The organism is Bacteriovorax sp. HI3 (assembly GCF_059738875.1).
Genome location: NZ_AP026946.1, coordinates 2,776,055 through 2,797,387, shown reverse-complemented (window position 1 = coordinate 2,797,387; position 21,333 = coordinate 2,776,055). Strand labels below are relative to the sequence as shown.

At 39.1% G+C, this 21,333-nt stretch carries 21 protein-coding genes; 15 read left to right on the top strand and 6 right to left on the bottom strand.

What is annotated here, in order from left to right:
* Positions 1 to 30: 30 nt before the first annotated feature.
* From AC6JA8_RS13855 to AC6JA8_RS13845, 3 genes are read right to left on the bottom strand one after another with little or no spacing between them, the layout of a single operon-like run.
* Complete coding sequence (locus AC6JA8_RS13855) at positions 31 to 879, bottom strand: c-type cytochrome (RefSeq protein WP_497974324.1); 849 nt, start codon at positions 877 to 879, stop codon at positions 31 to 33.
* Positions 872 to 1,933, bottom strand: a complete 1,062-nt coding sequence (locus AC6JA8_RS13850) for a c-type cytochrome (protein ID WP_497974323.1) — start codon at positions 1,931 to 1,933, stop codon at positions 872 to 874. Before AC6JA8_RS13850 ends, AC6JA8_RS13855 begins: the two co-directional genes overlap by 8 nt.
* Positions 1,934 to 1,936: 3 nt before the next feature.
* Positions 1,937 to 3,355 carry a c-type cytochrome gene (locus AC6JA8_RS13845; RefSeq protein WP_497974322.1) on the bottom strand — a complete coding sequence of 473 codons (1,419 nt, stop codon included), beginning with the start codon at positions 3,353 to 3,355 and terminating at the stop codon, positions 1,937 to 1,939.
* A gap of 159 nt (positions 3,356 to 3,514) precedes the next feature.
* On the opposite strand from AC6JA8_RS13845, the gene AC6JA8_RS13840 reads away from it, so the two are divergent.
* The 5 genes from AC6JA8_RS13840 (at position 3,515) to AC6JA8_RS13820 (ending at position 7,921) form a co-directional block, all read left to right on the top strand.
* On the top strand, positions 3,515 to 4,051 hold the full coding sequence (locus tag AC6JA8_RS13840) for a hypothetical protein (protein ID WP_497974321.1): 537 nt from the start codon (positions 3,515 to 3,517) through the stop codon (positions 4,049 to 4,051).
* A 126-nt stretch (positions 4,052 to 4,177) separates the two neighbouring features.
* On the top strand, positions 4,178 to 4,981 hold the full coding sequence (locus tag AC6JA8_RS13835; RefSeq protein WP_497974320.1) for a trypsin-like serine protease: 804 nt from the start codon (positions 4,178 to 4,180) through the stop codon (positions 4,979 to 4,981).
* A gap of 6 nt (positions 4,982 to 4,987) precedes the next feature.
* Positions 4,988 to 5,563 carry an SCO family protein gene (locus AC6JA8_RS13830; protein WP_497974319.1) on the top strand — a complete coding sequence of 192 codons (576 nt, stop codon included), beginning with the start codon at positions 4,988 to 4,990 and terminating at the stop codon, positions 5,561 to 5,563.
* A gap of 13 nt (positions 5,564 to 5,576) precedes the next feature.
* Entirely contained in the window at positions 5,577 to 5,987 is a 411-nt protein-coding gene (locus AC6JA8_RS13825) for a copper chaperone PCu(A)C (RefSeq protein WP_497974318.1), read from the top strand.
* Between the two features lie 245 nt (positions 5,988 to 6,232).
* Positions 6,233 to 7,921, top strand: coding sequence for a HAMP domain-containing methyl-accepting chemotaxis protein (locus AC6JA8_RS13820; protein WP_497974317.1), 1,689 nt, complete (start codon positions 6,233 to 6,235; stop codon positions 7,919 to 7,921).
* A 19-nt stretch (positions 7,922 to 7,940) separates the two neighbouring features.
* Here AC6JA8_RS13820 and AC6JA8_RS13815 read toward each other — a convergent pair whose 3' ends face one another.
* Positions 7,941 to 9,122, bottom strand: coding sequence for a PAS domain S-box protein (locus tag AC6JA8_RS13815; protein ID WP_497974316.1), 1,182 nt, complete (start codon positions 9,120 to 9,122; stop codon positions 7,941 to 7,943).
* A 68-nt stretch (positions 9,123 to 9,190) separates the two neighbouring features.
* On the opposite strand from AC6JA8_RS13815, the gene AC6JA8_RS13810 reads away from it, so the two are divergent.
* From AC6JA8_RS13810 to AC6JA8_RS13795, 4 genes are all read left to right on the top strand, one after another.
* Positions 9,191 to 10,291, top strand: a complete 1,101-nt coding sequence (locus AC6JA8_RS13810; RefSeq protein WP_497974315.1) for a sensor histidine kinase — start codon at positions 9,191 to 9,193, stop codon at positions 10,289 to 10,291.
* Between the two features lie 20 nt (positions 10,292 to 10,311).
* Positions 10,312 to 11,007: a response regulator transcription factor gene (locus AC6JA8_RS13805; protein WP_497974314.1), complete on the top strand. Its 696-nt coding sequence runs from the start codon at positions 10,312 to 10,314 to the stop codon at positions 11,005 to 11,007.
* 122 nt (positions 11,008 to 11,129) lie between these two features.
* A complete protein-coding gene (locus tag AC6JA8_RS13800; protein ID WP_497974313.1) occupies positions 11,130 to 11,558 on the top strand; it encodes a MerR family transcriptional regulator in 429 nt (142 codons plus the stop codon).
* A complete protein-coding gene (locus AC6JA8_RS13795) occupies positions 11,555 to 13,834 on the top strand; it encodes a heavy metal translocating P-type ATPase (RefSeq protein WP_497974312.1) in 2,280 nt (759 codons plus the stop codon). The genes AC6JA8_RS13800 and AC6JA8_RS13795 overlap by 4 nt, the downstream gene beginning before the upstream one ends.
* Positions 13,835 to 13,840: 6 nt before the next feature.
* Here AC6JA8_RS13795 and AC6JA8_RS13790 read toward each other — a convergent pair whose 3' ends face one another.
* Positions 13,841 to 14,716, bottom strand: coding sequence for a LysR family transcriptional regulator (locus AC6JA8_RS13790; RefSeq protein WP_497974311.1), 876 nt, complete (start codon positions 14,714 to 14,716; stop codon positions 13,841 to 13,843).
* Between the two features lie 93 nt (positions 14,717 to 14,809).
* On the opposite strand from AC6JA8_RS13790, the gene AC6JA8_RS13785 reads away from it, so the two are divergent.
* Together AC6JA8_RS13785 and AC6JA8_RS13780 are read left to right on the top strand one after the other, a co-directional pair.
* Positions 14,810 to 15,094, top strand: a complete 285-nt coding sequence (locus AC6JA8_RS13785; protein ID WP_497974310.1) for a hypothetical protein — start codon at positions 14,810 to 14,812, stop codon at positions 15,092 to 15,094.
* 119 nt (positions 15,095 to 15,213) lie between these two features.
* Complete coding sequence (locus tag AC6JA8_RS13780) at positions 15,214 to 16,974, top strand: ABC transporter substrate-binding protein (protein WP_497974309.1); 1,761 nt, start codon at positions 15,214 to 15,216, stop codon at positions 16,972 to 16,974.
* On the opposite strand, the gene AC6JA8_RS13775 is transcribed toward AC6JA8_RS13780, so the two are convergent.
* On the bottom strand, positions 16,925 to 17,836 hold the full coding sequence (locus AC6JA8_RS13775) for an EamA family transporter (protein ID WP_497974308.1): 912 nt from the start codon (positions 17,834 to 17,836) through the stop codon (positions 16,925 to 16,927). The genes AC6JA8_RS13780 and AC6JA8_RS13775 overlap by 50 nt on opposite strands.
* Positions 17,837 to 17,900: 64 nt before the next feature.
* Here AC6JA8_RS13775 and AC6JA8_RS13770 point away from each other — a divergent pair, with 64 nt between their 5' ends.
* The 4 genes from AC6JA8_RS13770 (at position 17,901) to AC6JA8_RS13755 (ending at position 21,250) form a co-directional block, all read left to right on the top strand.
* Positions 17,901 to 18,527, top strand: a complete 627-nt coding sequence (locus AC6JA8_RS13770; protein ID WP_497974307.1) for a LysE/ArgO family amino acid transporter — start codon at positions 17,901 to 17,903, stop codon at positions 18,525 to 18,527.
* A gap of 11 nt (positions 18,528 to 18,538) precedes the next feature.
* Complete coding sequence (gene chrA / locus AC6JA8_RS13765) at positions 18,539 to 19,711, top strand: chromate efflux transporter (RefSeq protein ID WP_497974306.1); 1,173 nt, start codon at positions 18,539 to 18,541, stop codon at positions 19,709 to 19,711.
* A gap of 188 nt (positions 19,712 to 19,899) precedes the next feature.
* On the top strand, positions 19,900 to 20,523 hold the full coding sequence (locus AC6JA8_RS13760) for a hypothetical protein (RefSeq protein WP_497974305.1): 624 nt from the start codon (positions 19,900 to 19,902) through the stop codon (positions 20,521 to 20,523).
* A 25-nt stretch (positions 20,524 to 20,548) separates the two neighbouring features.
* On the top strand, positions 20,549 to 21,250 hold the full coding sequence (locus AC6JA8_RS13755) for a DUF1554 domain-containing protein (RefSeq protein ID WP_497974304.1): 702 nt from the start codon (positions 20,549 to 20,551) through the stop codon (positions 21,248 to 21,250).
* The last annotated feature ends 83 nt before the right edge of the window (positions 21,251 to 21,333 follow it).

Sequence of the window (21,333 nt, the reverse complement as noted above, 5' to 3'; positions counted from 1 at the left end):
CACTTTCATTAAAAGTGAAGCATGAAAAGCTTATTTTTTTTCTTTAATCAGTGAGTCTACATAATAAGCAACGGCCCATAGTTCATCATCGCTTAGAGTTCCTGTCCAAGGTGGCATTGCAGTTCCATTGACTCCCACGTAAATACGCTTATAGATAGACTCGACATCGTGGGCAGATCTAACATTTGTCTTTTTGAAATCAACAGGATTACTTTCAAGTAAGATGTCTTGGTTTTTTCCAGTAAAATAAGACGTTACTTGTGGTTTTATCGAGTAGGCATCTGACGATTCAGAAAGACTCGGATCTTCCAGAAGTGTTCTTAACTGATCTACCGGAAGATAGGCCTTATGACAGGTAAAACACTGAGCTTTTTGGTGATAAATTATTGCTCCTTTTTTTATGGCTTCAGGCTCATAAGCAAACTTGTAAGGATCTTTACTAAAACGTGGTCGTTCAGGGGACTTGTAATTGTCTCCTTCCCAAACCTGGGGTGCAAATGTCTTGATGTATTGAGTGACAGCATTAACCTCTTGAGGACTGAGCCCCCATGGTAGCATCGCAGTACCTGTCAGACCGTGATTTAAGATATAGGCAAAATCCTCATCGGTAGGAAGGCCACCATCGAGGCTGAGACCAAATTTATAAATTCCTTGTGTAAGATTTCTCGGTTTTGTGTAGAGGGCCCTGTATGTTATCCCTGTTCCATCGCCATTTACTCCATGGCATGATAGACATTTGGCCTGATAGACTTTATGCCCTTCATTTAACTCTTTTTTGTAAACTATTTTTCCACCAAGTACCTTGTCATCATGAAAATGATCAGGTGAGCATGATTGAAGAAATAGTACGGTAAGTGAGAGTGAAAAAAGTTTATTCATATTTATAATCCTTAATTCCGTATTTTTTTTGGGCCTCTTTAACTTTTTTTTCATAAATCTCAGTATTGCGTTTCATGTTTTCGATATGGGGATGAAGGGCATTTTCTCTGTAGGTATGTCTAAGAATTCCTCCAAATAATACAGAAGTTAATAATAGTGAACATACTATGTTAAAAGTCTGTGTGCTGAGAGGTTGTTTTTGAATAAACCTTTTAAAAAGAATCATGTATCCCGATGCAAAGAAAAGGATAGTTAACAGTAAATAAGGGATGAGGTTACTGCTTAATCCTGGGGTAGGGGCCGTAATGACAACAACTACTCCAAAGATAGCTTGTCCTGCTAGGGCAAAAACAGAGATTTTTACGAAGTAGTGAAGAAGGTCTTCACCTTCTTCCTTTTGAGAAGGAACGAACTCATTATTGGCCATTTTTCTTTTAAAGAGCCAGTGTAAGAACAGTGATGTTGTTGTTAGGCATGAGAAGAGAAAGAAAAAATACCTGGCAAAAATATTTGGAAAAAAGAGAGCTGAGAAAAAGCCATGTATTTTATCCCAAATTGTAGGAAACCACATTAAGTTGGTATTTGTCAGAAAGAAAAAAGGGATGATGAGAAATAGTAAAGTGGCCAGGATGATAACAGAAAGATGCCATTTTTTATGAGCTTCAAACCACTCCCAAGCATACTGGTGAAGGTAAGTTAGCAGAAAGGCCACTATCACAAGAGGTATAACTGAAATCCAGCCGTACCCAATGAGTGAGCTCGAACTATAAAAGAAAATGGTGTAGGTAACGTTGATCATAAGTAGGGGGCCAACGCCCATGACTACGGCCATACTTTTATTGACAGTGATGGACTTGGCAATTTCGTAGGCCACATTGTCCATAAATTTGTCCTTACTCTTCATTCCTTTCCATTGAAAAAATGAGCATAGAACAGAAGCGCCAACCATCATCTCGACGAAGAGAATATGGATGAGAAAAAAGAAAACCAGCATTACTTTTAAAACAATAACAGGAGCTGGTAATGGTAGGGGGATGTCGTGTAATTGTGGCATATTTTATTCCTCGAAAGTATCAGTTTTAACTTTAGTTCCTTGAGCTTGGTCTCCCGCAAGAGTTTCACCATTTCTTTTCAAGGTTGCCAGGTATTCAGTAAGAGCACGTGCTTCTTCAGATGTTCCTGGAAACGGTGGCATATAAGGTCGAGCAAGGTGAATGTTTAAAATATAGTAATGAAGACTCTCTTTGTATTCAGAGTCCAATACTCTATTTCCAAACATACTTTGTAGTCTGTCTTGAATTGAGTTTACTCCATGCTCAGAGACCGTGTGGCATCTTGTACAGGCAATTTTAAAAACTTCTTTGCCGGCCTCTATTTGGTTGTCGGGTGTAATTTTTCTTATGCGCGCGAAGTTTGCGTATTTAAGCATTCCTTCATTCGTAAGAAGCGGAAGATCTTCTTCCCTCACAGTATTGGCGTAAAGATAATTAGCGATAGCATATGGCTTTCTAATAAATTCTCTAACTCGCTCAAATTCTCCGATTAGGCATAATCCGATCAGGTAAGGAATTAACATGACTGGGCGTTTGATATAGTGCCTGGTTGATTTGTTCCAGATCGCAAATGCAATGACAACGATAATGCCAACTCCGATGACAGTGTAAAGAAGAACATTCCCGTACCAATGCTGGAATGCTTGTGTCGTTAATGCTGATGGAACATTGGACTTCATTAGCTTAGGTACAACGCTCCAGTACCAATAAGAAGCAATCGCAACGACTGGCAACCAACCTAAAATCCAATGAGTGATTGTTTTTAAAGACGCTTCAAAGAAATCTTTATCAAAAGATTTAATAAACGATGTCACACATAAAGCGGCACATCCCGCGAGAAACATCCCCCAAGCAGTTCTGAAGGCGAGTTGAGGCAGATAAACGGGATTAAAGACAGCATCCCAAAAAGAACGAGTCCCTTGCCACGATCCCGTGTCCATCATGTAAGCTAGGATTGCGACAATAATCATCATCGTTATCCATGAAGCGATACTTAGGTAGAGTCCAAGTTTAATATGACGGAGTTTATTTTGAGGATTATCCCATTTTTTCCAGGTTAAATAATAACAGAGAATAAGGACGACTTCAGAAACAAAGGCCCACCATTCGACATACCAGGCCCAAAAAAAGACTCTTATTAGACTGCCAATGGCGCTGGGATTAACTAGTGATGTAGAAAACCAGATTCCTACACCTGTCATGGCGCCTAGTGATGTTGTAAAAAGAAAGAATACAAAAAGTATACGATAAGCAAGCTCGCTCCATCGCTTGTCCTTTGTTTTATAGCTTTTCCATTCCAAAAATGTGATGAGAGGGATCCCGCCTACGGCCATAGTGTGGCTCATAATAACGTGAATGATAGCAATGATGGCGATAAGAAGCCTATTGCCTAGAAAGTCCAAGTGAAAGATAGGGAAGTCCATAGTGCGATTCCTTTTGATAATAAATTTTTCCTAATTTATATCAGTGTTGAAAGATTCAAGAAATGCATCAAGAAATTGCTGCAACAATTTGAAGCATAGGTATTTCAAGTCAAATAGTTTAATTATGAGAGCAATTAATAATTTTGATCAGGAGAGAAAATGAAAACAATTTCTTATCTTTTATGTGCATTTTTTATGGTTACCGCTCAAGCAAATGTAATAGATCTCAAATCCAGAATTTATGGAGGAGAGCTATATAAAAATGATCACTCAACGGGAAGTGCTTGTTATGTACAAATTAACAACGTTGTAGAAAATTCTAAAAAAGGAAAACACTGCAATGATTTAAATGTACAAATGATGTTTGGACTAGATGATATAGGAGTTCATTCCCGCGAGATGGAGCTTTATTTAGGAAGCAGAAAAACAAATACAGATGCAGAGTTTCGTAAACCGACTACATGTGCAGAGGTTGTAGGTGGAGTTCCTTCTCCATGGGAAGTTGATCGCTGGGGAGATGACACAACATTGCTTTATAATCAAATTTTTAACAATGAGTATAAAGTAAATAAAGGAACAAACCATTATATACTAATTTTTAAAAGTTCTTCAAAAGAACCAACGCGTGCAATGATTCATCGAGTGACATGGCTTAGAGAGGATTCTTACGAGTGTAGAAATCTTATGAGCATGTAATTTTTGATGTCGGCCGAAGCTTCACGTGCGCAGCTTCGGCCTTTTTTGGTGCAACAAATGATGGCATTAACGAAGGGAGCTCTCTTGATTATATTAGCAATGCTAAAATTATCTAGGAGAAATTTAATGAAAAAATTGCCATTGTTTATCTTTGTTGGACTATTGCTTCCAGTTGTAAGTATGGCCGATATTTGCGGTAATACAGATGATCGTGAAGCATCAAATGACCCTCGTGTAGGGAAATTAGTAAGGGCCTATTCGACCGCGGGATGTGGTGCTACTTTAATCAATAATAGTTGTATTGTAACTTCTGGCGCTTGTGCCAATTCAACTGACTATGTTGAGTTCAATATTCCTGCCTCTATTGCAGGTGCCCCACAAAATTCAAGACCGGAAGATGTTTATTATGTGGATAAGTCGACAGTCGTCTATGAAGCTAAGGGAATCGGTAGTCAGTGGGCGGTTATGAAGTTGCAGGCAAACACAATCACGAATAAATTACCTGGCGAAGTGCAGGGGTATTACAAGGTCGCTTCTGCGAAATCCAAGAAGAATGACCCTGTCAAAGTTATTCAGTATTCGTATGGTCTGAATGATACTGAATATGTCAGAAGTGGAAGAGTTAAGCCCAATACGAACGGTGATGTGATTCACTACGCGCAATCGACAGCAAGAGGGGAATTAGTGAAGGCTGGTATTTTTCTTTTGCCTGAGATCTATGAACACAATGCGGACACTTCTTATGGAGCAGGGGGATCGCCAATTATCAATGAGCGCACGAATGAGCTGGTGGGGATAAATACACATGGAGGATGTGGGGCATCGTATGTTGTGACAATTGGCGCACGCTACACTAACTCTGGAACTTCTGTATTGGGGTCAAAAAAGTTTCAAAAAGCTATTCAAAGCTGTTTAAAATCGTCAAAATAACTATGTATGAATAAAGAGATGCTGAAAAATATCGTTCTTACTTTTTTACTGATGAGTGTTTTCATCTTCTCTTATTTATATATGAAAAAAGACCGAGATTACCACGCCCTCTCTCAGTTAGTTCAAACACCGACGGGAGAGAGGCGTTTTTCAGATATCATCAATGGCAAACCGTCTCTTATCTATTTTGGTTTTCTCAATTGCCCTGATGCTTGTCCTACCACATTTAGTATGATGTCCAGAGTGTTCAAAGAACTTGAACCAGGCGACTTGGATAAATTTAACTTCATTTTTGTCGATCTTGATCCGGAAAGAGACTCAATGGAAAGACTTGTGAGTTACTCTTCTTATTTCCATCCTAAGATTTTTCCGGTTGTTGTTCCTCTAAAGGATTTGGATGCTTTTACCAGGTTTTTTGGAATTGCCTTCATGAAAGTTAAATTAGAATCGAGTATGTCCTATACCATTGACCATTCAGTTGATGTGGTTGTGCTCTCGAAAGAAGGAAAGTTTCTTGAGTTACTTCATCATGATGCACCCAAGACTGTGGTGTTAAAACGTATTAAAGATTTAATCAATTAAGGAGTCCTTATATATGAAAATGCTTATTCTTTTATTTTCTCTTTTAAGCTTTGAAGCTTTTGGAGCTTCAAAGATTCAGATTAAAGACGTCTATATTAGAGCGACTCCCCCAGGTGCAAGCACAACCGCTGCTTTTGCATCAATTACAAATAGTTTAAATCAAGATGTAGAGTTGGTTAGTGTTGAAGGTGACTTTGCCAAGACGTTTGAGCTTCATGATATGGATATGAGTGGTGGAGTCATGAAGATGAGGAAAGTTTCATCTATCGTTATTAAGAAAGATGGAATAGTAGAATTAAAATCAGGTGGATTGCACGTAATGATTTTTGATTTAAAAAGCACTCTAAACAAAACTCAAAAGTATAAATTGAAGTTCAACTTTTCTAATAAAGAGAGCTTGGTTGTTTCAGCGTCAGTGAAATAAAGCTCAATTAGTATTCATTTAAGAATTTAAAGATTTTAGCTTCTCACATAAAAATGTGGCATATCTTTTTATTTTTATAAAACAATTTTTATTTTCATTATGAATGTTCCATCTCATGTTTTCATTGGCTTATTTCATTTTTTTAAAGAAAACCTCCTTTTGTGATAGATTTTTTAAAGAATCTTAAGAATCTAAAGATTTCTTGAGATTTGGCCGAAAAGCTAAGTAATAATCGGAGGAGAGTCATGTTAGACAAGTTAAGTTTAAAGGCAAAAATTCTCATACTTTGCACGGCCCTGTCGCTCTTGAGTGTCACTATTAGCTACTTTGCTTACGTCGGTTTTACAGAAATCGAAACGACTAATGCAAGAGTCGTTGAAAAGGCCGCACCTGGTTTAGATTTTATTAACTCAATGGCCCTCCATTATCGCAACGTAAGAATTCATCTTAGGACTCTGGGATTAACTGGCCTAAACAGAGCAGATGGCGATGCCGCCATCAAATCAGCTATCGCAGAAATTTTGGCCTATGATGATCTTAATAAGAGCTATAGAGCAACAATTGTCGATGCTGAAGAAAAAGCTATTTATCAAAAACTAGATAAAGAATGGGAGGACTTTAAAAAAATAGGTCAAAGAGCGATCTCCCTATATCAAGCAGGTAAGAGTGAAGATAAAGACGCTTTAATGAGAATCTTTTTAGTCGAGTGTCCTCAGGCTGCCGCTCAATTTAATGAGCCCTTAGAAGGTATGATTAAATATCATCAAGGCCACATGCATACATACAGCGAAAAATCGAAAGAGATTTCAAAGTCTGCTAATCAGCTTATTATTACTATTTCTCTGATTGGGATCATTATTGGGGTTATCGTTAGTTTTATCTTTGCACAGAATGCGACAAAATTATCTATGGCCATTAATGCTATTGCTTACAACCTTAAACAAAGTGCAGGCGAAGTTGCATCAGCTTCCAATTCTATTGCATCATCATCAGTCCAACTATCCCAGGCCACTACACAACAGGCAGCTTCACTTCAGGAAACATCTTCTTCTATCGAAGAAATCAATTCTATGATTAATTCCAATACCGAAAGTGCAAATCAATCTGCCCAATATTCACAGAAGAGCTTAAAAAGTGCAGAGGCCGGGAAGGAGGTTGTTGAAAAAATGATTCAGGCAATGGAGGCCATTAATAACAGCAACAATCAGATCATGAGTCAGTTGGATGAGAGTAACAAGGAGATGGAAGAAATCGTAAGTCTGATTGGCGAAATTGGAAATAAGACGAAAGTTATTAATGATATTGTTTTTCAAACCAAACTTCTCTCTTTTAATGCCTCTGTAGAGGCAGCTAGGGCCGGTGAGAATGGTAAAGGGTTTTCTGTCGTTGCTCAAGAAGTTGGGAATCTGGCAGCAATGAGCGGTGGTGCAGCAGTAGAAATTACTAAAATGCTGGATAATAGTATTCAGAAAGTAGCCAGCATTTCTAAAAATCAAAAGGAGAAGGTTGGTAAATTAATTCAAGAGGGTCGAGTTAGTATTGAAACAGGGGCAAAAGTTGCGGCTGAATGTGAAATGGTACTCGATGAAATAGTGGATACCGCTGGGCATGTTTCACGTGCCGTCTCAGAAATTGCGATTGCCGGCCAGGAGCAAGCTCAGGGTGTTCAGGAAGTCACAAGAGCAATTGCTCAATTGGATCAGGTCACTCAGGAAAACACCGCGAATGCAGCTGAATCAGCTAATGCTTCTAGTGTTCTTTCAGAGCAGGCCAACAATCTTTCATCTCTAGTTGAACAGCTGGTGTTGACAGTTGAAGGCAAGAAGAAAGATGCCCAAAGCAATGTGATAGAAATTCGTAATGCAAAGAGAGCCGAGAAGCCGAAGAACAATCAATTTCCTTCAGCAATGGATTCACGCTTTTCAGATGTATAAATTTTAATACCGGGGAGGTTTAAATCTCCTCGGCCACACCTAAATAGCCTATACAATTTTTCTTTTCATCTAAAATGGCCGTTACACAAAGTCTGACTTTTAGGCGCTCTCCATTCTTTTTAATGTATGTCCACGTGTGCGTGTCATGTCCATTTATTAAGGCCTTTTTTATAAAAACATCAAATCCAGGTTTTATTTCTTGCCCGAATTCTGCCGATAATTCTTTTGCTCTTTGGACGATCTCTGAGCTTTCATGAAACATGTCTACAGTTTTCTGATTAACCAGCTCACTTGATTTATAACCCAGGAGTTCTTCAGCTCTTTTGTTGAAGGTCTGAATATTCCCATCGGGAAGAGTAGAAATCATGGAGTAGTGAGTTCCATTGAAGATAGCTTCTGTCCAAAATGATTTCATTCTTAATTCTTTTTCAAGCTGCACTTTTTTGGTTTTGTCCTCGAAGGTCACCAGGACTTGTGAAGGTTGTAAGTCTTGTCCTTGAAAAATAGGCGTGGAACTTGTGCTAATCCATGTGACTTGATTTTCTTTGGTGACAATTCCCATTATCTGATTATGAACAGGAAGACCGGTCGCTAGTGAAACCGCTGCAGGATGCTTGCTTCCTGAGAGTGGTTCAGAGTTTTCATCAATGACTTTCCAGTACGGATCATAAGATGTTTTACCCAGCAATTGCTCTTTGCTGACACCGAGAATTCTGAGTGCACTGGAGTTAAACTCCATGATCTTTCCTTTAGAATCATGTAAGACGACTCCAAGAGATAGATGATTCAATAAGACCGAAAGAGTCTTTTCCTTTTCAATCGCGATCGCGGCACTATTCTTTAGTTGAGTTATATCTTGGATAATTAAAAGAAAACCTGAACCAAAAAATTTTGATGAATCATTTAAGATTTTAATGTTCAAGATCTGGTATGGCCTGTCACCATCAGGGGGAAGAAGGAGCTCCGTTTCTTGATCTTGACCATTAAGCACTTCTTCTATAAACGGTCTTAGAATATTGTAGAGTTTTTTATCGCGACCAGAACCTATCTGGCTTTCTAGTGAAACATTGACTCCGACCCAGTCATGGAAGAGCTGGTTCATAAACTTATACTTCAGTTCCTTATCAAGAAAAGCAATCATTAACGGCAGACGATCAGTAATTAATATATCTGTTTCATTGGTGTTTTTTGGTTTGTTCATGCTGAAAATGATATAATAATTTCTAATAAAGTTACAAAAAATGTAGTTCGGTTACCAAAAGGAAGAGAATGTCACAGTCACAGGATCAACTCGGTTTAATTCACAATATCCTTTTTCGATTTCCCGCAATGATTGGCTATTGGGATAGTCATTTGAAAAATAAGTTTGCAAATAAGGCCTATGCAAGCTTTTTTGGCTTTTCTTCAGAGGAGATGCTAGACAAGCATATAAAAGATTTTCTTGGAGATTTTCTATATAAACAAAATTTACCTTACATAGAAAAAGCGCTTGAGGGGAGTGAGCAGCTTTTTTTAAGGGAAAGGAAGATGCCCAACGGAGAAACGAAGTTTCTACAGGTCATTTATGTTCCGGATTTGTTGGAAAAAGAAGTTCTGGGATTTTATGTTTTTATTAATGATCTGACTGCTTTTAAAAAGATAGAAAGGGAAAAAGAAGAACTGTACCAAAAACTAATTCAAAGTTCAAAGATGATTGCTCTAGGACAAATGGCCGGAGGGATTGCACATGAAATTAACAATCCTTTAAGTGTCGTCAATATGAATGCGCGTTTTGCTCAGGACTTGATTGATGACTACAATATGGACCGGAATAAGCTCCAGACCTTTATTTCTAATATTCAAGTTCACAGCAATAGAATAGAAAAAATCGTGACGGGATTACAGTTCTTCTCACAGGAAAGACCCCATGAACCGTATGCACCCTATTCATTAAGCACAATTATTGAAGATACTCTCTCTTTTTGTAAGGCAAAAATAAATGCCAAAAGAATAACTTTTATTCAGTCCAAGCTTCCGTCTGACATTATTTTAAACTGCAACCCCGTGCAAATTTCTCAGGTTTTATTGAATCTTTTAAATAACTCCATAGATGCTCTCGAGGATCATGATGAAAAATGGATTTCTTTGGTTATTAAGAATTATCCGGAATCAGTTGGCATACTTGTGATTGATAGTGGCAAGGGGATTGCGGAGGAAATAGCTGACAGGATTATGCAGCCTTTTGTTTCTGGTAAACCGACGGGAAAAGGAACAGGTTTGGGGCTTAGTATTTCCAAGGGAATCATTTCCCAACATGGAGGTGAGCTCTCAATTGACCGCGAGGCAAAGAATACAACGTTTATTATTACATTACCTAAACCGGTCAAATAGTTTATTATTTTGTTATAAAAATGAATACAAAGAACAATACAGATATGCAAAGACCGAAACTCCTTTCAATTGAAGATGAAAAGGCAATACAAGAGGGTCTGGCCTATATTCTTTCAGATCATTACGATTTAGATTTCGCTGATAATGGAACGGAAGGAATTAAAAAGGCCCTACGCTCAGTTCCTGATTTAATTCTTTTGGATTTAAGAATGCCTGGACTTGATGGCTTTCAGGTTTGTAAGCTTTTAAGAGACGATAGAGAATTTGATAATGTTCCAATTATTATCGTTTCAGCTTTCAACAACTCGGCAGATAGAACAAAGGCTTTTGAGTTAGGGGCCGATGACTATATAACAAAACCATTTGATGCCTCTGAGCTTCTTGCCCGCATTCAACGAAAAATAAATAGCAGACAAGGTGGAGCTTCCAAAAAAATTCCACTTGAAATCGAAATAGATGCAAGAAATCAGCAGCTAAAATTAAACTCGGAAACGATTCAGTTTAGCGCCACAGAATTTAAGATATTTCAGCTTTTATATAATCGCCTCGGACAAGTTGTCAGCAGGGAGGAGATGGTGGAGGTTGTTTGGGAAAAGCAAGAAGTTTCCAGCAGGCTTTTGGACCCTCATATTCTATGCATTAGGCAGAAACTCAAAGACCATAAACTCAATCTACAATCTATCTACGGTAAAGGTTATATCATTAGGCTCGATTAAGCCCTCAAAGCTCATTTTCTCTTAAATCTTTTAACTTCCAGAGTCATCCTCCTGTGAATTCACTCATTTAAAATTTTTTTTAAGGTTGAAACCGTACTTAGGTACGGGTGTACAATTAAGAAATGAAAACAGCTAAAGCACAATCAGAAGCTTTCTACACTATTGGCGAACTGGCCGAAAAAGTAGGAGTGAATGTCGAAACGATTCGTTTCTATGAAAGACAAAAGATCATCTATCAACCTAAGAAAGATACAGGACGAAGAAAATACTCCGCGGAGTTCGTAGAGCATTTAAAGTTTATCAAACAGGCCCAGAAAGTTGGTTTTAGTCTAACTGAGATCAAAGAGTTTATGAGCTTGAAGTTAAATCCTAATAAAAGCTGTATCAGCATTAAAAATAAAACATCAATGAAGATTGATGAAGTCACAGATAAAATTAAAAACCTGCAAAAAATGTTAAAACTTCTTAAGAAGTTTGAATCTAAATGCGATGGAAATGAAACTACCGGGAAATGTACAATCCTGGATGGTTTAAAGGAAATGGAATTATGAGTTCAAAAAACAATCACTCACATACACATGGACACGAGCATGACAGTTGTTGTGCGCCTGTTCAGACACATTCTCATTCTCATTCTCATTCTCATGTTCATAAGCAAGATAGTTGTTGTGGAACTGATCTTCCAATGACTCCTCAAGAGTCTTTATCTGCCAAGAATAATGAAGTGCTGACAAAATTTAAAGTCGCCAATATGGATTGCCCTGATGAAATCAAGGCCATCAATGAAGCACTGAAAATTGCCGGTGTTGTCAAGATTCAGGCGAATCTCATGTCGGGAACGGTTGAAATCCTGCATTCACCAGATGTTCAAAAAACTCTTTTAAAAAAACGGATTGATTCGACTGTTGTTAAGGTTTTGAACGATGAGAGCCCTTCGTCTGTTGGCCAAAACCAAAAAAGAATCTGGACTGTTGCGGCTTCAGGGACCTTACTACTTGTGGGGCTTGTTCTTCAATGGACAAATACAGTCACTGTCTTTGAGAGTCTTTTACTTCTCGTTTCTATTCTTCTAAGCGGAAGCCTGGTTTTTCCAAAAGCATGGTCGTCTCTTAAGAGAAGATATTTGGATATGAACGTTCTTATGACGATCGCAGCCATTGGAGCGATTGCGATTAAGGAGTACTCAGAGGCTGCAGCTGTTGTCTTTTTATTTGCACTCTCGGAACTCCTTGAGAGCTTGAGCGTTCAACGTGCTCGCCATGCGATTCAAGAGCTTTTAAAAATTGCTCCTCAAAAGGCCCTACTTCTTTTAGATGATGGATCGACAAAAGAAGTCGAAGCAAGCGAAGTTCAAATTTCTCAAATGATCAGGGTTAAACCTGGTGACGTTATTCCTGTCGATGGCGAAGTCGTGAGTGGTCATTCATCAGTTAATCAAGCTCCACTAACAGGAGAGTCTGTTCCGGTTGAGAAATCAAAAGGGGAGAGCGTTTACACTGGAACTATTAATCAAGAAGGAAGCCTGGATGTAAAAGTCACAAAAGCTTTTAATGATACAAAAATTTCTCAAGTGATCAAAATGGTCGAAGAGGCGCAAGAGCACAAAGCCGTCAGTCAGAAGTTTGTAGACCGCTTTGCTGAGATTTACACTCCGGCCGTTTTAGTTGTCGCCATTCTTACATTCATCATTCCACCGGCGTTGTTTGGTGGAAGCTGGCATGACTGGCTTTATAAGTCTCTTGTCCTCTTGGTTATTGCATGTCCATGTGCTCTGGTTATTTCAACACCTGTTTCGATTGTCTCTGGTTTAACTGCTCTTGCCCGCAAAGGGGTTTTAGTAAAAGGGGGAGTTGTTCTTGAGTCTTTGGGAAAAATCAAAGCACTGGCCGTAGATAAAACCGGAACGTTAACTGAAGGGAAGTTGAAAGTTGAAAAAGTCATTACTTTCAATTCATTCAGCGAGAAAGAGGCCTTGGTTATTGCCAGAGCGATGGAGTCCCATTCAACTCACCCGATTGCTCAGGCAATTGTGGCCTATGCTGAAGATAAAGCAGTCGAAAAGAAAATCGTCGATCGCTTTTCCACGATTACTGGATTTGGAGTCGAAGGGATTATTGAAGGGCATTCATACTTACTTGGTAATCACCGCTTTGCTCACGACGTTGGAATTTGTACACCAGAGTTAGAAAACAAATTAAAAGAGCTCGAAGCAGAAGCTTACTCAATTGTGATTATTGGGCATAAGCCACACGACAACTGCACTGGAGAAGTTCTGTGTATTATGGCGCTCAAAGATGCGATTAGAAAAGAAAGTAAGGATTCTATTTTAGAATTAAAGGCGGCCGGAGTTGAAAAAGTTATCCTTTTAAGCGGAGATAATCAAAAGACCGTTTCTTCATTAACCAAAGAGCTTCCTTTAGATGAAGCTTACGGCGAGCTTCTGCCGGAAGACAAAGTAAAGCACATCGAAAATTTGAAAGCGAAGTATCAATCGGTGGCCATGATTGGTGACGGGATTAATGATGCTCCTGCAATGGCGAAAGCTTCAATCGGTATTGCGATGGGGTTTGTTGGTTCTGATACAGCAATTGAGACATCTGATGTCACGTTAATGACTGATGACTTAAAACAAGTCTCAACGGCCATTAAGGCCGGAAGAAGAACGCTTTCGATTATTCAGTTCAATATTTTCTTTGCCTTAATTACGAAGGCCATTTTTTTGGTTCTGACATTTTTAGGGTATTCAAATCTTTGGCTGGCAGTGGCAGCGGATACGGGGGCAGCATTGCTCGTTATCCTGAATTCTTTGAGGCTTTTAAGACTTTAATGCTTGCTAAAAAATCTGATCAATCCACCCAATATCAATTGGTGACTTGGTAATGATTTTGATTTTTTGAGTGCACGTATACGGACAGCCTATCACATTCAAAATGGCCCACTCTTTAGAATCAATGTAGGGGCGGGCCAGATAATCGGGAAGGTAGGCAAGAGCATTTCCAGAAGTCACCATCTCTTCAATCAATTTTAAACTAGAGCTTTGAAAGCTGATTTTTCTTTTGAATTTATCATCTCTCCATCCATCGACTGATTGTTTGATCCCCACTTGACCTAAAATATCATTATTAGGACTGACAAATTCATACCCCAAGACTTTTTCCACCGGAATTTTTTTATGAAGCTTTTGATACTTGGCCGCTGGATGAGTTGTACTTGCCACTGTGACAAAAGAGCTTTCTGCCAAAGTTTTACTTTTGAATTCATTTGAAGAATCACTCGAGATAAGAGAGAAGTGTACATCTCTTTCATTCACCCTCTTTAAGGCCTCTTGTTCTGAGCACGCAAGAAACTCAAAATGAGCATTAGGGTAATAGCTTCTGACTTCACCGACAAATTCTACTCCAAACTTAGAAAGCAGAACCTCTGGCCCGGCAATTCTTACTGTCACTTGTCCTTCGTTTCCAGAAAGCTCTAACTTGGCATCGAGTTCAAGTTGAACAATTTGCGAAGCTCTATCTTTTAGTATGTGCCCCTGAGAAGTGAGCTTGATATTACGGCCAATCCTTTCAAAGAGCTTTATTTGCAATTCATTTTCAATACGAATAACGGCTTTACTTAAAGAGCCTGGGGAGACACCAAGTTCCAGGGAAGCTTTGTGTATATTTTCGTGTCGGGCAACACCCAGAAAGTATTTTAATTCATATATTTCCATAATCGAAACAATTATATCATTAATGTTTCTTTTTTGAATCTATAAAAAAATATAAATATGAAGGAGGAATTTAAGATCAACACAGGGAGTATTATGAAAAAATGGCATTTATCGGTTTTATTAAGCTCAGTTCTTTTTTCTACCTTTGCATTGGCCGACGGTCCTTGCGGAGAGGGGCGTTATGTCTATAGATGTTTTCCTGCAAGATGTGGGGAACCGCGCAGGTGTACAATGGTTTGTGATGGGCCGATGAGATCATTTGGAAAAGATAAATCTGAACTGGTTGAAATTAAGATTTCAACCATTGACGGCAATGCTTATGATGCTGAAGATTTAAAAATCCCAAATGAAATTACAGTCGAAAAAATGTGTAAATAAGTCCTTTTAAAATGAAGCGTAATGGCAATGAGAGGATAAAGTGGGTGACAGAATAAACGGGAAGGTATTAACTATTTAAATATTTTTTATATTAAATAGTACTTTAACCAAGAGACGTCATGCTGCTTTTTAAAAAAATGCCTATCGTTGCCCTTACTCTTCTTGTCCTTCTTTTTTCTTGTAGCAAAAAGCAGGATTTGAATGAACGCGTTTTAAATGTGACTGCTCCAAGTGACATTAAAGGATTTGATCCTATGATGGCCAGTGATGTGGGATCAGCAGCACAAATTGCAAAAATTTATGAAGGCCTTCTGACTTATCACTGGTTGAAGCTCCCTTATGAGCTGATTCCTAATTTAGCAGAAGAGATGCCGACTATTTCTAAAGACGGCATGACTTACACTTTTAAAATTAAAAAAGGGATTCTTTTTCAAGACGATGCAGCTTTCCCTAATGGCAAAGGAAGAGAGCTTACGGCCATGGATTTCGTTTATTCAATTAAACGCCATGCTGATGCCAAAAACCAATCGACGGGCTGGTGGTTATTTGATGGAAAAATCCAAGGTCTAAATGAGTGGAGAGAGAAATACGCTAAACTTCCAACAGTCAACTATGATGATGAGGTTGAAGGAATTAAGGCCCTTGATAAATACACTCTACAATTTAAGCTGGCGAAAGTTTTCCCTCAGTTCTTATACGCTCTGGCAATGCCATTTTCTTATGTCGTCGCTAAAGAAGCAGTCGATAAATACGGCAAAGAGTTTATCAATCACCCTGTGGGAACGGGCCCTTATGTTCTTCCAGTTTTCGATCAAGGAAAGCGCTTAGTATTTACTAAAAACCCAACTTTTAGAGAGAAATTTTACCCGACAGAGGCCTCTCCAGAGTTTAAGCATATGCTCGTGGATGCCGGTAAAAAGCTTCCATTCCTCGATAAGATCGTAGTTGATGTCATGGTTGAGTCTCAACCTGCATGGTTAAAGTTCAATAAAGGTGAAGTGGACTACCTGAGTATTCCTAAAGACAACTTTAGTGCAACGATTGTTGATAATAAGCTTTCTAAAGAAATGCAGGATAAAGGGATTTCATTAGCAATTACCCCAGCTCTTGATGTTTATTTTTATGGATTTAACTTTGATTACAAGGTTTTTCAAAATTTAAAGCTTAGAAAAGCGATGAGCCTCGCTTTTGATCAGGGGATGCTGAATAAACTTTTCTATAACAATACTGGTGTTCCTGCTGAGTCTTCTGCGCCTCCAGGTGTTGCGGGAAATGTACCTAGTTTCAAAAATCCATGGAAAGGTCCAAATCTAGATCTTGCTCGCAAGATGCTGGCCGAGGCCGGATACCCGGAAGGAAAAGGTCTTCCAGAGATGACGTTAGATACTTTCAGCTCAACTTCTGCCCGCCAGAAGGCCGAGTTCTTCCAGAAGCAAATGGAGAAAATTGGAATTAAGATTAAAGTTGTGACCAATCTCAATCCAGAGCTTCAAGCGAAAATTAAAAAGAGATCGGTGATGCTGATTGATTACGGATGGATTGGGGATTACCCGGATACAGAAAACTTCTTACAAATTTTCTACGGACCAAACTCTGCTCCTGGAGCAAACAGCGCCAACTACAATAATCCTGAGTTTAATAAAATGTATGAAGTCGTGGCAAAAATGCAAGATTCTCCGGCCAGGACAAAGCTTTATGAAGAGGCCAATCAGTTTTTAGCTAATGATGTTGTCGCTATTTTTACTGTTCACACTCAAAGCTATATGCTTCAGCAGAAATGGGTGAGAAATTACCATGACAGTGATTTTATCTTCGATTTCCATCAATACATTAATGTTGATCAGAAAGAGAAGGCTCAGTGGATGAAGAAGTTTGAATAAACCTTAGTCCTAATGCTCCTAGAATTGTTAAGGCCCCGACGATCTGTTGTGGGCTTAACACTTCTTTAAAAATAATCGCTCCCCACATTGTCGCAGAAATCGGCTCCAGCATCATAATGACTGAGAACTCAGTGCTTTTAATTTTCTGTAAAGCGGCCAGTTCAAGAGTCAGTGGAAGAATGGTGCAAATAAAAGCAATTCCGAGAATGGTGAAGAGTTGAAAGTGGGAGAGTGTATCCATAGCAGTAACATTCGGATGATAAAAAATAAATAAGGCCAAGGCCCCAAAAGTGATCACGTACAAAGAAGAAGCAATTGGAGGTGTGTCGTTTTGGTATTTTTCTGAAAGAAGAATGTAAGCAGCATAAATAATAGCTGAGGCCAATCCTGAGATCACTGCCCAGAATTCTTTGACTTCGATATGCCCGCCTAGAAGTAAAACCAATCCAACTGCACCGATGATCAGACAGATAACTTCCTTTTTCGTAATCTTATTTTTTGTAAAGAAATGAGAAAACAAACTTACCCAAAAAGGATAGGTGTAAAGAATAAGCACCGCAGTTGTAACACTTAGTCCTTTAATGGCACTAAGGTAAGTAATCGACATCGCCGCATAACCAAAGACTCCCAGAAGAGCAAAAATACCAATCTGCTTTAAAGGGATTTTAATCCATTGTCTTTTAAAGATTAAAACAACAACCCATAGAATAAATGAGGCCATGAAAAAGCGATAGGCCATCAGTTCACCGACTGAAAAACCAGAGCTGAATCCCCATTTTCCAAAGACGCCTAAAAGTCCAAAGGCCAGAGCAGTCAAAGAGGCCTGGATTCTGCCAATCATTTTTTGTTTATTTGCTTCCATCTATTGTTATTATAGAATCGTTTTAAGAGAAATGAATTTATTTTTTCCGAGCTAATAGTAGACGATGAAAGAATTTTTAGAAGGTTTTATTTTACAGGCGAGTTTAATTGTCGCACTAGGTTCACAAAATTTGTATGTGATCGAGATGGGAGTTAAGCGCCAATACCATTACCTGGTTGCTACGATCTGCGCTGTCTGTGACTTTGTTCTTATTATGTTAGGGGTCTTAGGGATATCGGCGCTACTAAGCAGGGTTACAGAGTTAAAAATTGCTATTGGTCTGATAGGTGTCGGTTTTTTACTTTATTATTCGATCTTAAAAATTAAAGAGGCGTGGAGCGGTGGACTCATTATCAAAGCAGATAAAACGGAGCTTCCATCAAAAAAGAAAGTGATCTTGATGGCCTTGGGATTTACGTTACTCAATCCACATGTTTACATGGATACTTTCTTTTTAATTGGTGGTTATTCTTCAAAGTTTAATGCAGAAATGCAGAAGATTCTTTTTGGTACTGGCGCAGGAACCTTTTCAATTATCTGGTTTTTCTTTCTTTCAATTTTTTCTTCTTTCTTTTCCAATCAATTAAAAAAAGAAAAGTTTGCCAGAGGATTAGCTTTGATTTCTGGAATTATTCTAGGAATTCTTGGGTTGAAATTAGGCCTTGAATCTTTTCGGACCATTATTGGCTAGATGGAACTCAGATGAAGCTATTAGAAATATTTTTAACTTTTCTACGTCTTGGGCTGACATCATTTGGTGGCCCAATTGCTCATCTCAGTTACTTTCATGAGGAATTCGTTAAAAAGAAAAAGTGGCTTGATGAGCATTCCTATGCAGATCTTGTGGCCCTTTGCCAGTTTCTTCCCGGTCCGGCCAGTAGTCAGGTGGGAATGGCCATTGGGTTAAATCAGTCGGGTTTCCTGGGGGCCTTAGCGGCCTGGATTGGTTTTACTCTTCCATCGGCCATTTTACTTATAATGTTTGGTATGGGCATGACCCATTTCAATTTGCAATCTCATCAAAATGTACTTCATGGACTGAAGGTTGTTGCTGTATCTGTAGTGGCACAAGCAGTCTATGGAATGTGGAAAAAACTATGTCCTGATAAGGCACGCTCTTTGATGGCCATCATCTCATGCACGAGCGTTTTGTTTTTTAGTGCAGCTTATGTTCCTCTTATCGTCTTATTGATAGCAGGTGTATTTGGTTCTTTCTTTTTTCAATCTACATTTCAACTTCCTCATGTTCCAGTTAAAGAAAAACTAGGTCGCAAACTAGGGGCCGGCTGTCTTATCGTCTTTTTTTGCATCCTTCTCTTTGCACCACTTTTACGCTCTTTCTATCAAGCTCCATCACTTATGTTATTCGATAGTTTTTTTAGGGCCGGCTCTCTAGTTTTTGGCGGAGGCCATGTGGTGTTGCCACTGCTCCAGGCCGAAGTTGTGACTCCTGGCTGGGTTTCAAAAGACTTATTCATGGCAGGGTATGGACTGGCACAAGCGATTCCTGGACCACTTTTTGCCTTTAGCGCTTATCTTGGAACAGTTTCGACTCTTTCTTTTAACGGTTGGAGTGGAGGACTTTTTTCTTTATCCGCAGCTTTTCTTCCTTCTTTTTTACTCATTGCCGGTGTTCTACCTTTTTGGGAAAAACTCAGAACATATGATCGAATCAGGAAGGCGATGTTGGGAATCAATGCTTCGGTCGTGGGGATCTTGCTTGCCGCTTTTTTTCACCCCGTGTGCTCGAGTGCTATTTTTAATCTGAAGGATTTTTTAGTGGCCTTGATTGGATTTATTCTTCTGGAAAAATGGAAAGCTCCTTCATGGAGCGTTGTGATGCTCTCAGCTCTCATCAGTCTTATTATTTTCTAATAGTAGCAGACTAAAAGAATCAAAAAACAAAAAAAGTTTGTGTCGTCCTTTTGGAGGACAGAGGAATTTTTGTCACATGTTAGGCTATACACGCGAGTCAAGATATCCAGGATTAGGATTGATCTTGTTTGCTCGGTATTCATAGAGAGTATTGATCATCATTATCCGGAAATAGGAGGTTCATCGGTATGAGGAAGCGTCTAATATCATCAATTTTTACAGCACTATTATTAATCTTGTCGTCCAATGCTTATGCAGCTTTTGGTGCAAACGGAGCTTCGAGCTCTCCGGTTTTCTTCTCTGCGGGCACAGGTCTTTCGATGGGGACACTGGCGGCCTCTAATCTTAATCTTGATTCTCGCAGTATGGTCGTTTACGGTCTGAACTCGGATTTAGGAATGAGATTTGGAAGCTTAAAGGCGGGCCTTGGAGTTGAATATAATTTTTGGATGCAACTAAAAGATCCGGCAGATCTTGGTGGAACGAATGCTCAAGGTAAAGAGTTCTCTCTTGCCCCGGTTGTTGGTTATGACTTTGGTATTTTTAGCCTCAATTTACGTTACTACCTTTCTTCAAAATACTCTTTTGATAAGGCCGATTCATCTGGAAACAAGCTGGCCTTCTTAAGTCCAAAAACATCTTTTGCTGTCGATGTGAAAATTCCATTCAAGAGCGGCACTCCTTACATCGGGCTTCAATATAAAAAAATGAAGTATGGTAAAGCTGATGTGGGCGGTACTGAATCAGAGCTTGCCTCTGGTAATGAAATGACGACATCTTCATACGGCGCTTCGGTGGGATTTGCTTTTTAAGAATTAAGAAAAGGGAGAATGATTTATGAATAAAAATATGAAAAAAATGTTAATGGTCCTGAATCTTTTAGTGCTTGCCAGTTGTATCCAGAGCAAAGGAAATGCTCCTTCTCTAGGCTCAACGGATAACTCATCAGGAGGCGGTGGGGGAACGACAACACCGGCCGCATGTGGAGAAGGTGGAGACTGCCGCATGTTTGTTTCGGACACGATGATCTCGAACGGAAACCAAGGTGCAAATAACGCAGCTGCAATTGCAGCGCTTGATAGCCTTTGTAACTCGGATTTAAATAAACCATCAACTGGAACTTATAAAGCACTGGTTGCTTCGGATGTTAGAAACCCACCAAACACTGATTGGGTTCTTTATGCAAATCAGGCCTATGTCCGTAAAGATGGGACGACACCTATTGGTACGACGACAGGAGGATACATTTTTTATGGAACACTCTCAAATCCTGTTGCCAGTCCATCTGATGGGATGTCGTGGATGACTGGTATTGATATCGATGTAAGTGGTAACTGGTCAGGAGGAAATACAAACAACAACTGTATGAACTTCACAACGCTTTCGCAGACTAAGTACTTTGCTTATGGATATGCTTCAACGAGTGCTGAGAACCATTTTGGTTACAGCCCTGGAAACTTACAAAACGTCCATTGTAACCTTTCAGATCAAGGTGATGTTTCAAATGAAAACCCACATATTCTCTGCGTAGAGCAGTAGAACCCATGCGCTCGCATGCTCAAAAAAATGCTATAAAACCATTTTCTTGAGCGTGCGTTTTTGATAACCTAAAACTCTCTTCT

What these genes read in the sequence shown, in the direction of transcription:
- AC6JA8_RS13855 (WP_497974324.1), bottom strand. Translation starts at nt 879, where the DNA reads ATGAATAAACTTTTTTCACTCTCACTTACCGTACTATTTCTTCAATCA.
- AC6JA8_RS13850 (WP_497974323.1), bottom strand. Translation starts at nt 1,933, where the DNA reads ATGCCACAATTACACGACATCCCCCTACCATTACCAGCTCCTGTTATT.
- AC6JA8_RS13845 (WP_497974322.1), bottom strand. Translation starts at nt 3,355, where the DNA reads ATGGACTTCCCTATCTTTCACTTGGACTTTCTAGGCAATAGGCTTCTT.
- AC6JA8_RS13840 (WP_497974321.1), top strand. Translation starts at nt 3,515, where the DNA reads ATGAAAACAATTTCTTATCTTTTATGTGCATTTTTTATGGTTACCGCT.
- AC6JA8_RS13835 (WP_497974320.1), top strand. Translation starts at nt 4,178, where the DNA reads ATGAAAAAATTGCCATTGTTTATCTTTGTTGGACTATTGCTTCCAGTT.
- AC6JA8_RS13830 (WP_497974319.1), top strand. Translation starts at nt 4,988, where the DNA reads ATGAATAAAGAGATGCTGAAAAATATCGTTCTTACTTTTTTACTGATG.
- AC6JA8_RS13825 (WP_497974318.1), top strand. Translation starts at nt 5,577, where the DNA reads ATGAAAATGCTTATTCTTTTATTTTCTCTTTTAAGCTTTGAAGCTTTT.
- AC6JA8_RS13820 (WP_497974317.1), top strand. Translation starts at nt 6,233, where the DNA reads ATGTTAGACAAGTTAAGTTTAAAGGCAAAAATTCTCATACTTTGCACG.
- AC6JA8_RS13815 (WP_497974316.1), bottom strand. Translation starts at nt 9,122, where the DNA reads ATGAACAAACCAAAAAACACCAATGAAACAGATATATTAATTACTGAT.
- AC6JA8_RS13810 (WP_497974315.1), top strand. Translation starts at nt 9,191, where the DNA reads ATGTCACAGTCACAGGATCAACTCGGTTTAATTCACAATATCCTTTTT.
- AC6JA8_RS13805 (WP_497974314.1), top strand. Translation starts at nt 10,312, where the DNA reads ATGAATACAAAGAACAATACAGATATGCAAAGACCGAAACTCCTTTCA.
- AC6JA8_RS13800 (WP_497974313.1), top strand. Translation starts at nt 11,130, where the DNA reads ATGAAAACAGCTAAAGCACAATCAGAAGCTTTCTACACTATTGGCGAA.
- AC6JA8_RS13795 (WP_497974312.1), top strand. Translation starts at nt 11,555, where the DNA reads ATGAGTTCAAAAAACAATCACTCACATACACATGGACACGAGCATGAC.
- AC6JA8_RS13790 (WP_497974311.1), bottom strand. Translation starts at nt 14,716, where the DNA reads ATGGAAATATATGAATTAAAATACTTTCTGGGTGTTGCCCGACACGAA.
- AC6JA8_RS13785 (WP_497974310.1), top strand. Translation starts at nt 14,810, where the DNA reads ATGAAAAAATGGCATTTATCGGTTTTATTAAGCTCAGTTCTTTTTTCT.
- AC6JA8_RS13780 (WP_497974309.1), top strand. Translation starts at nt 15,214, where the DNA reads ATGCTGCTTTTTAAAAAAATGCCTATCGTTGCCCTTACTCTTCTTGTC.
- AC6JA8_RS13775 (WP_497974308.1), bottom strand. Translation starts at nt 17,836, where the DNA reads ATGGAAGCAAATAAACAAAAAATGATTGGCAGAATCCAGGCCTCTTTG.
- AC6JA8_RS13770 (WP_497974307.1), top strand. Translation starts at nt 17,901, where the DNA reads ATGAAAGAATTTTTAGAAGGTTTTATTTTACAGGCGAGTTTAATTGTC.
- chrA (WP_497974306.1), top strand. Translation starts at nt 18,539, where the DNA reads ATGAAGCTATTAGAAATATTTTTAACTTTTCTACGTCTTGGGCTGACA.
- AC6JA8_RS13760 (WP_497974305.1), top strand. Translation starts at nt 19,900, where the DNA reads ATGAGGAAGCGTCTAATATCATCAATTTTTACAGCACTATTATTAATC.
- AC6JA8_RS13755 (WP_497974304.1), top strand. Translation starts at nt 20,549, where the DNA reads ATGAATAAAAATATGAAAAAAATGTTAATGGTCCTGAATCTTTTAGTG.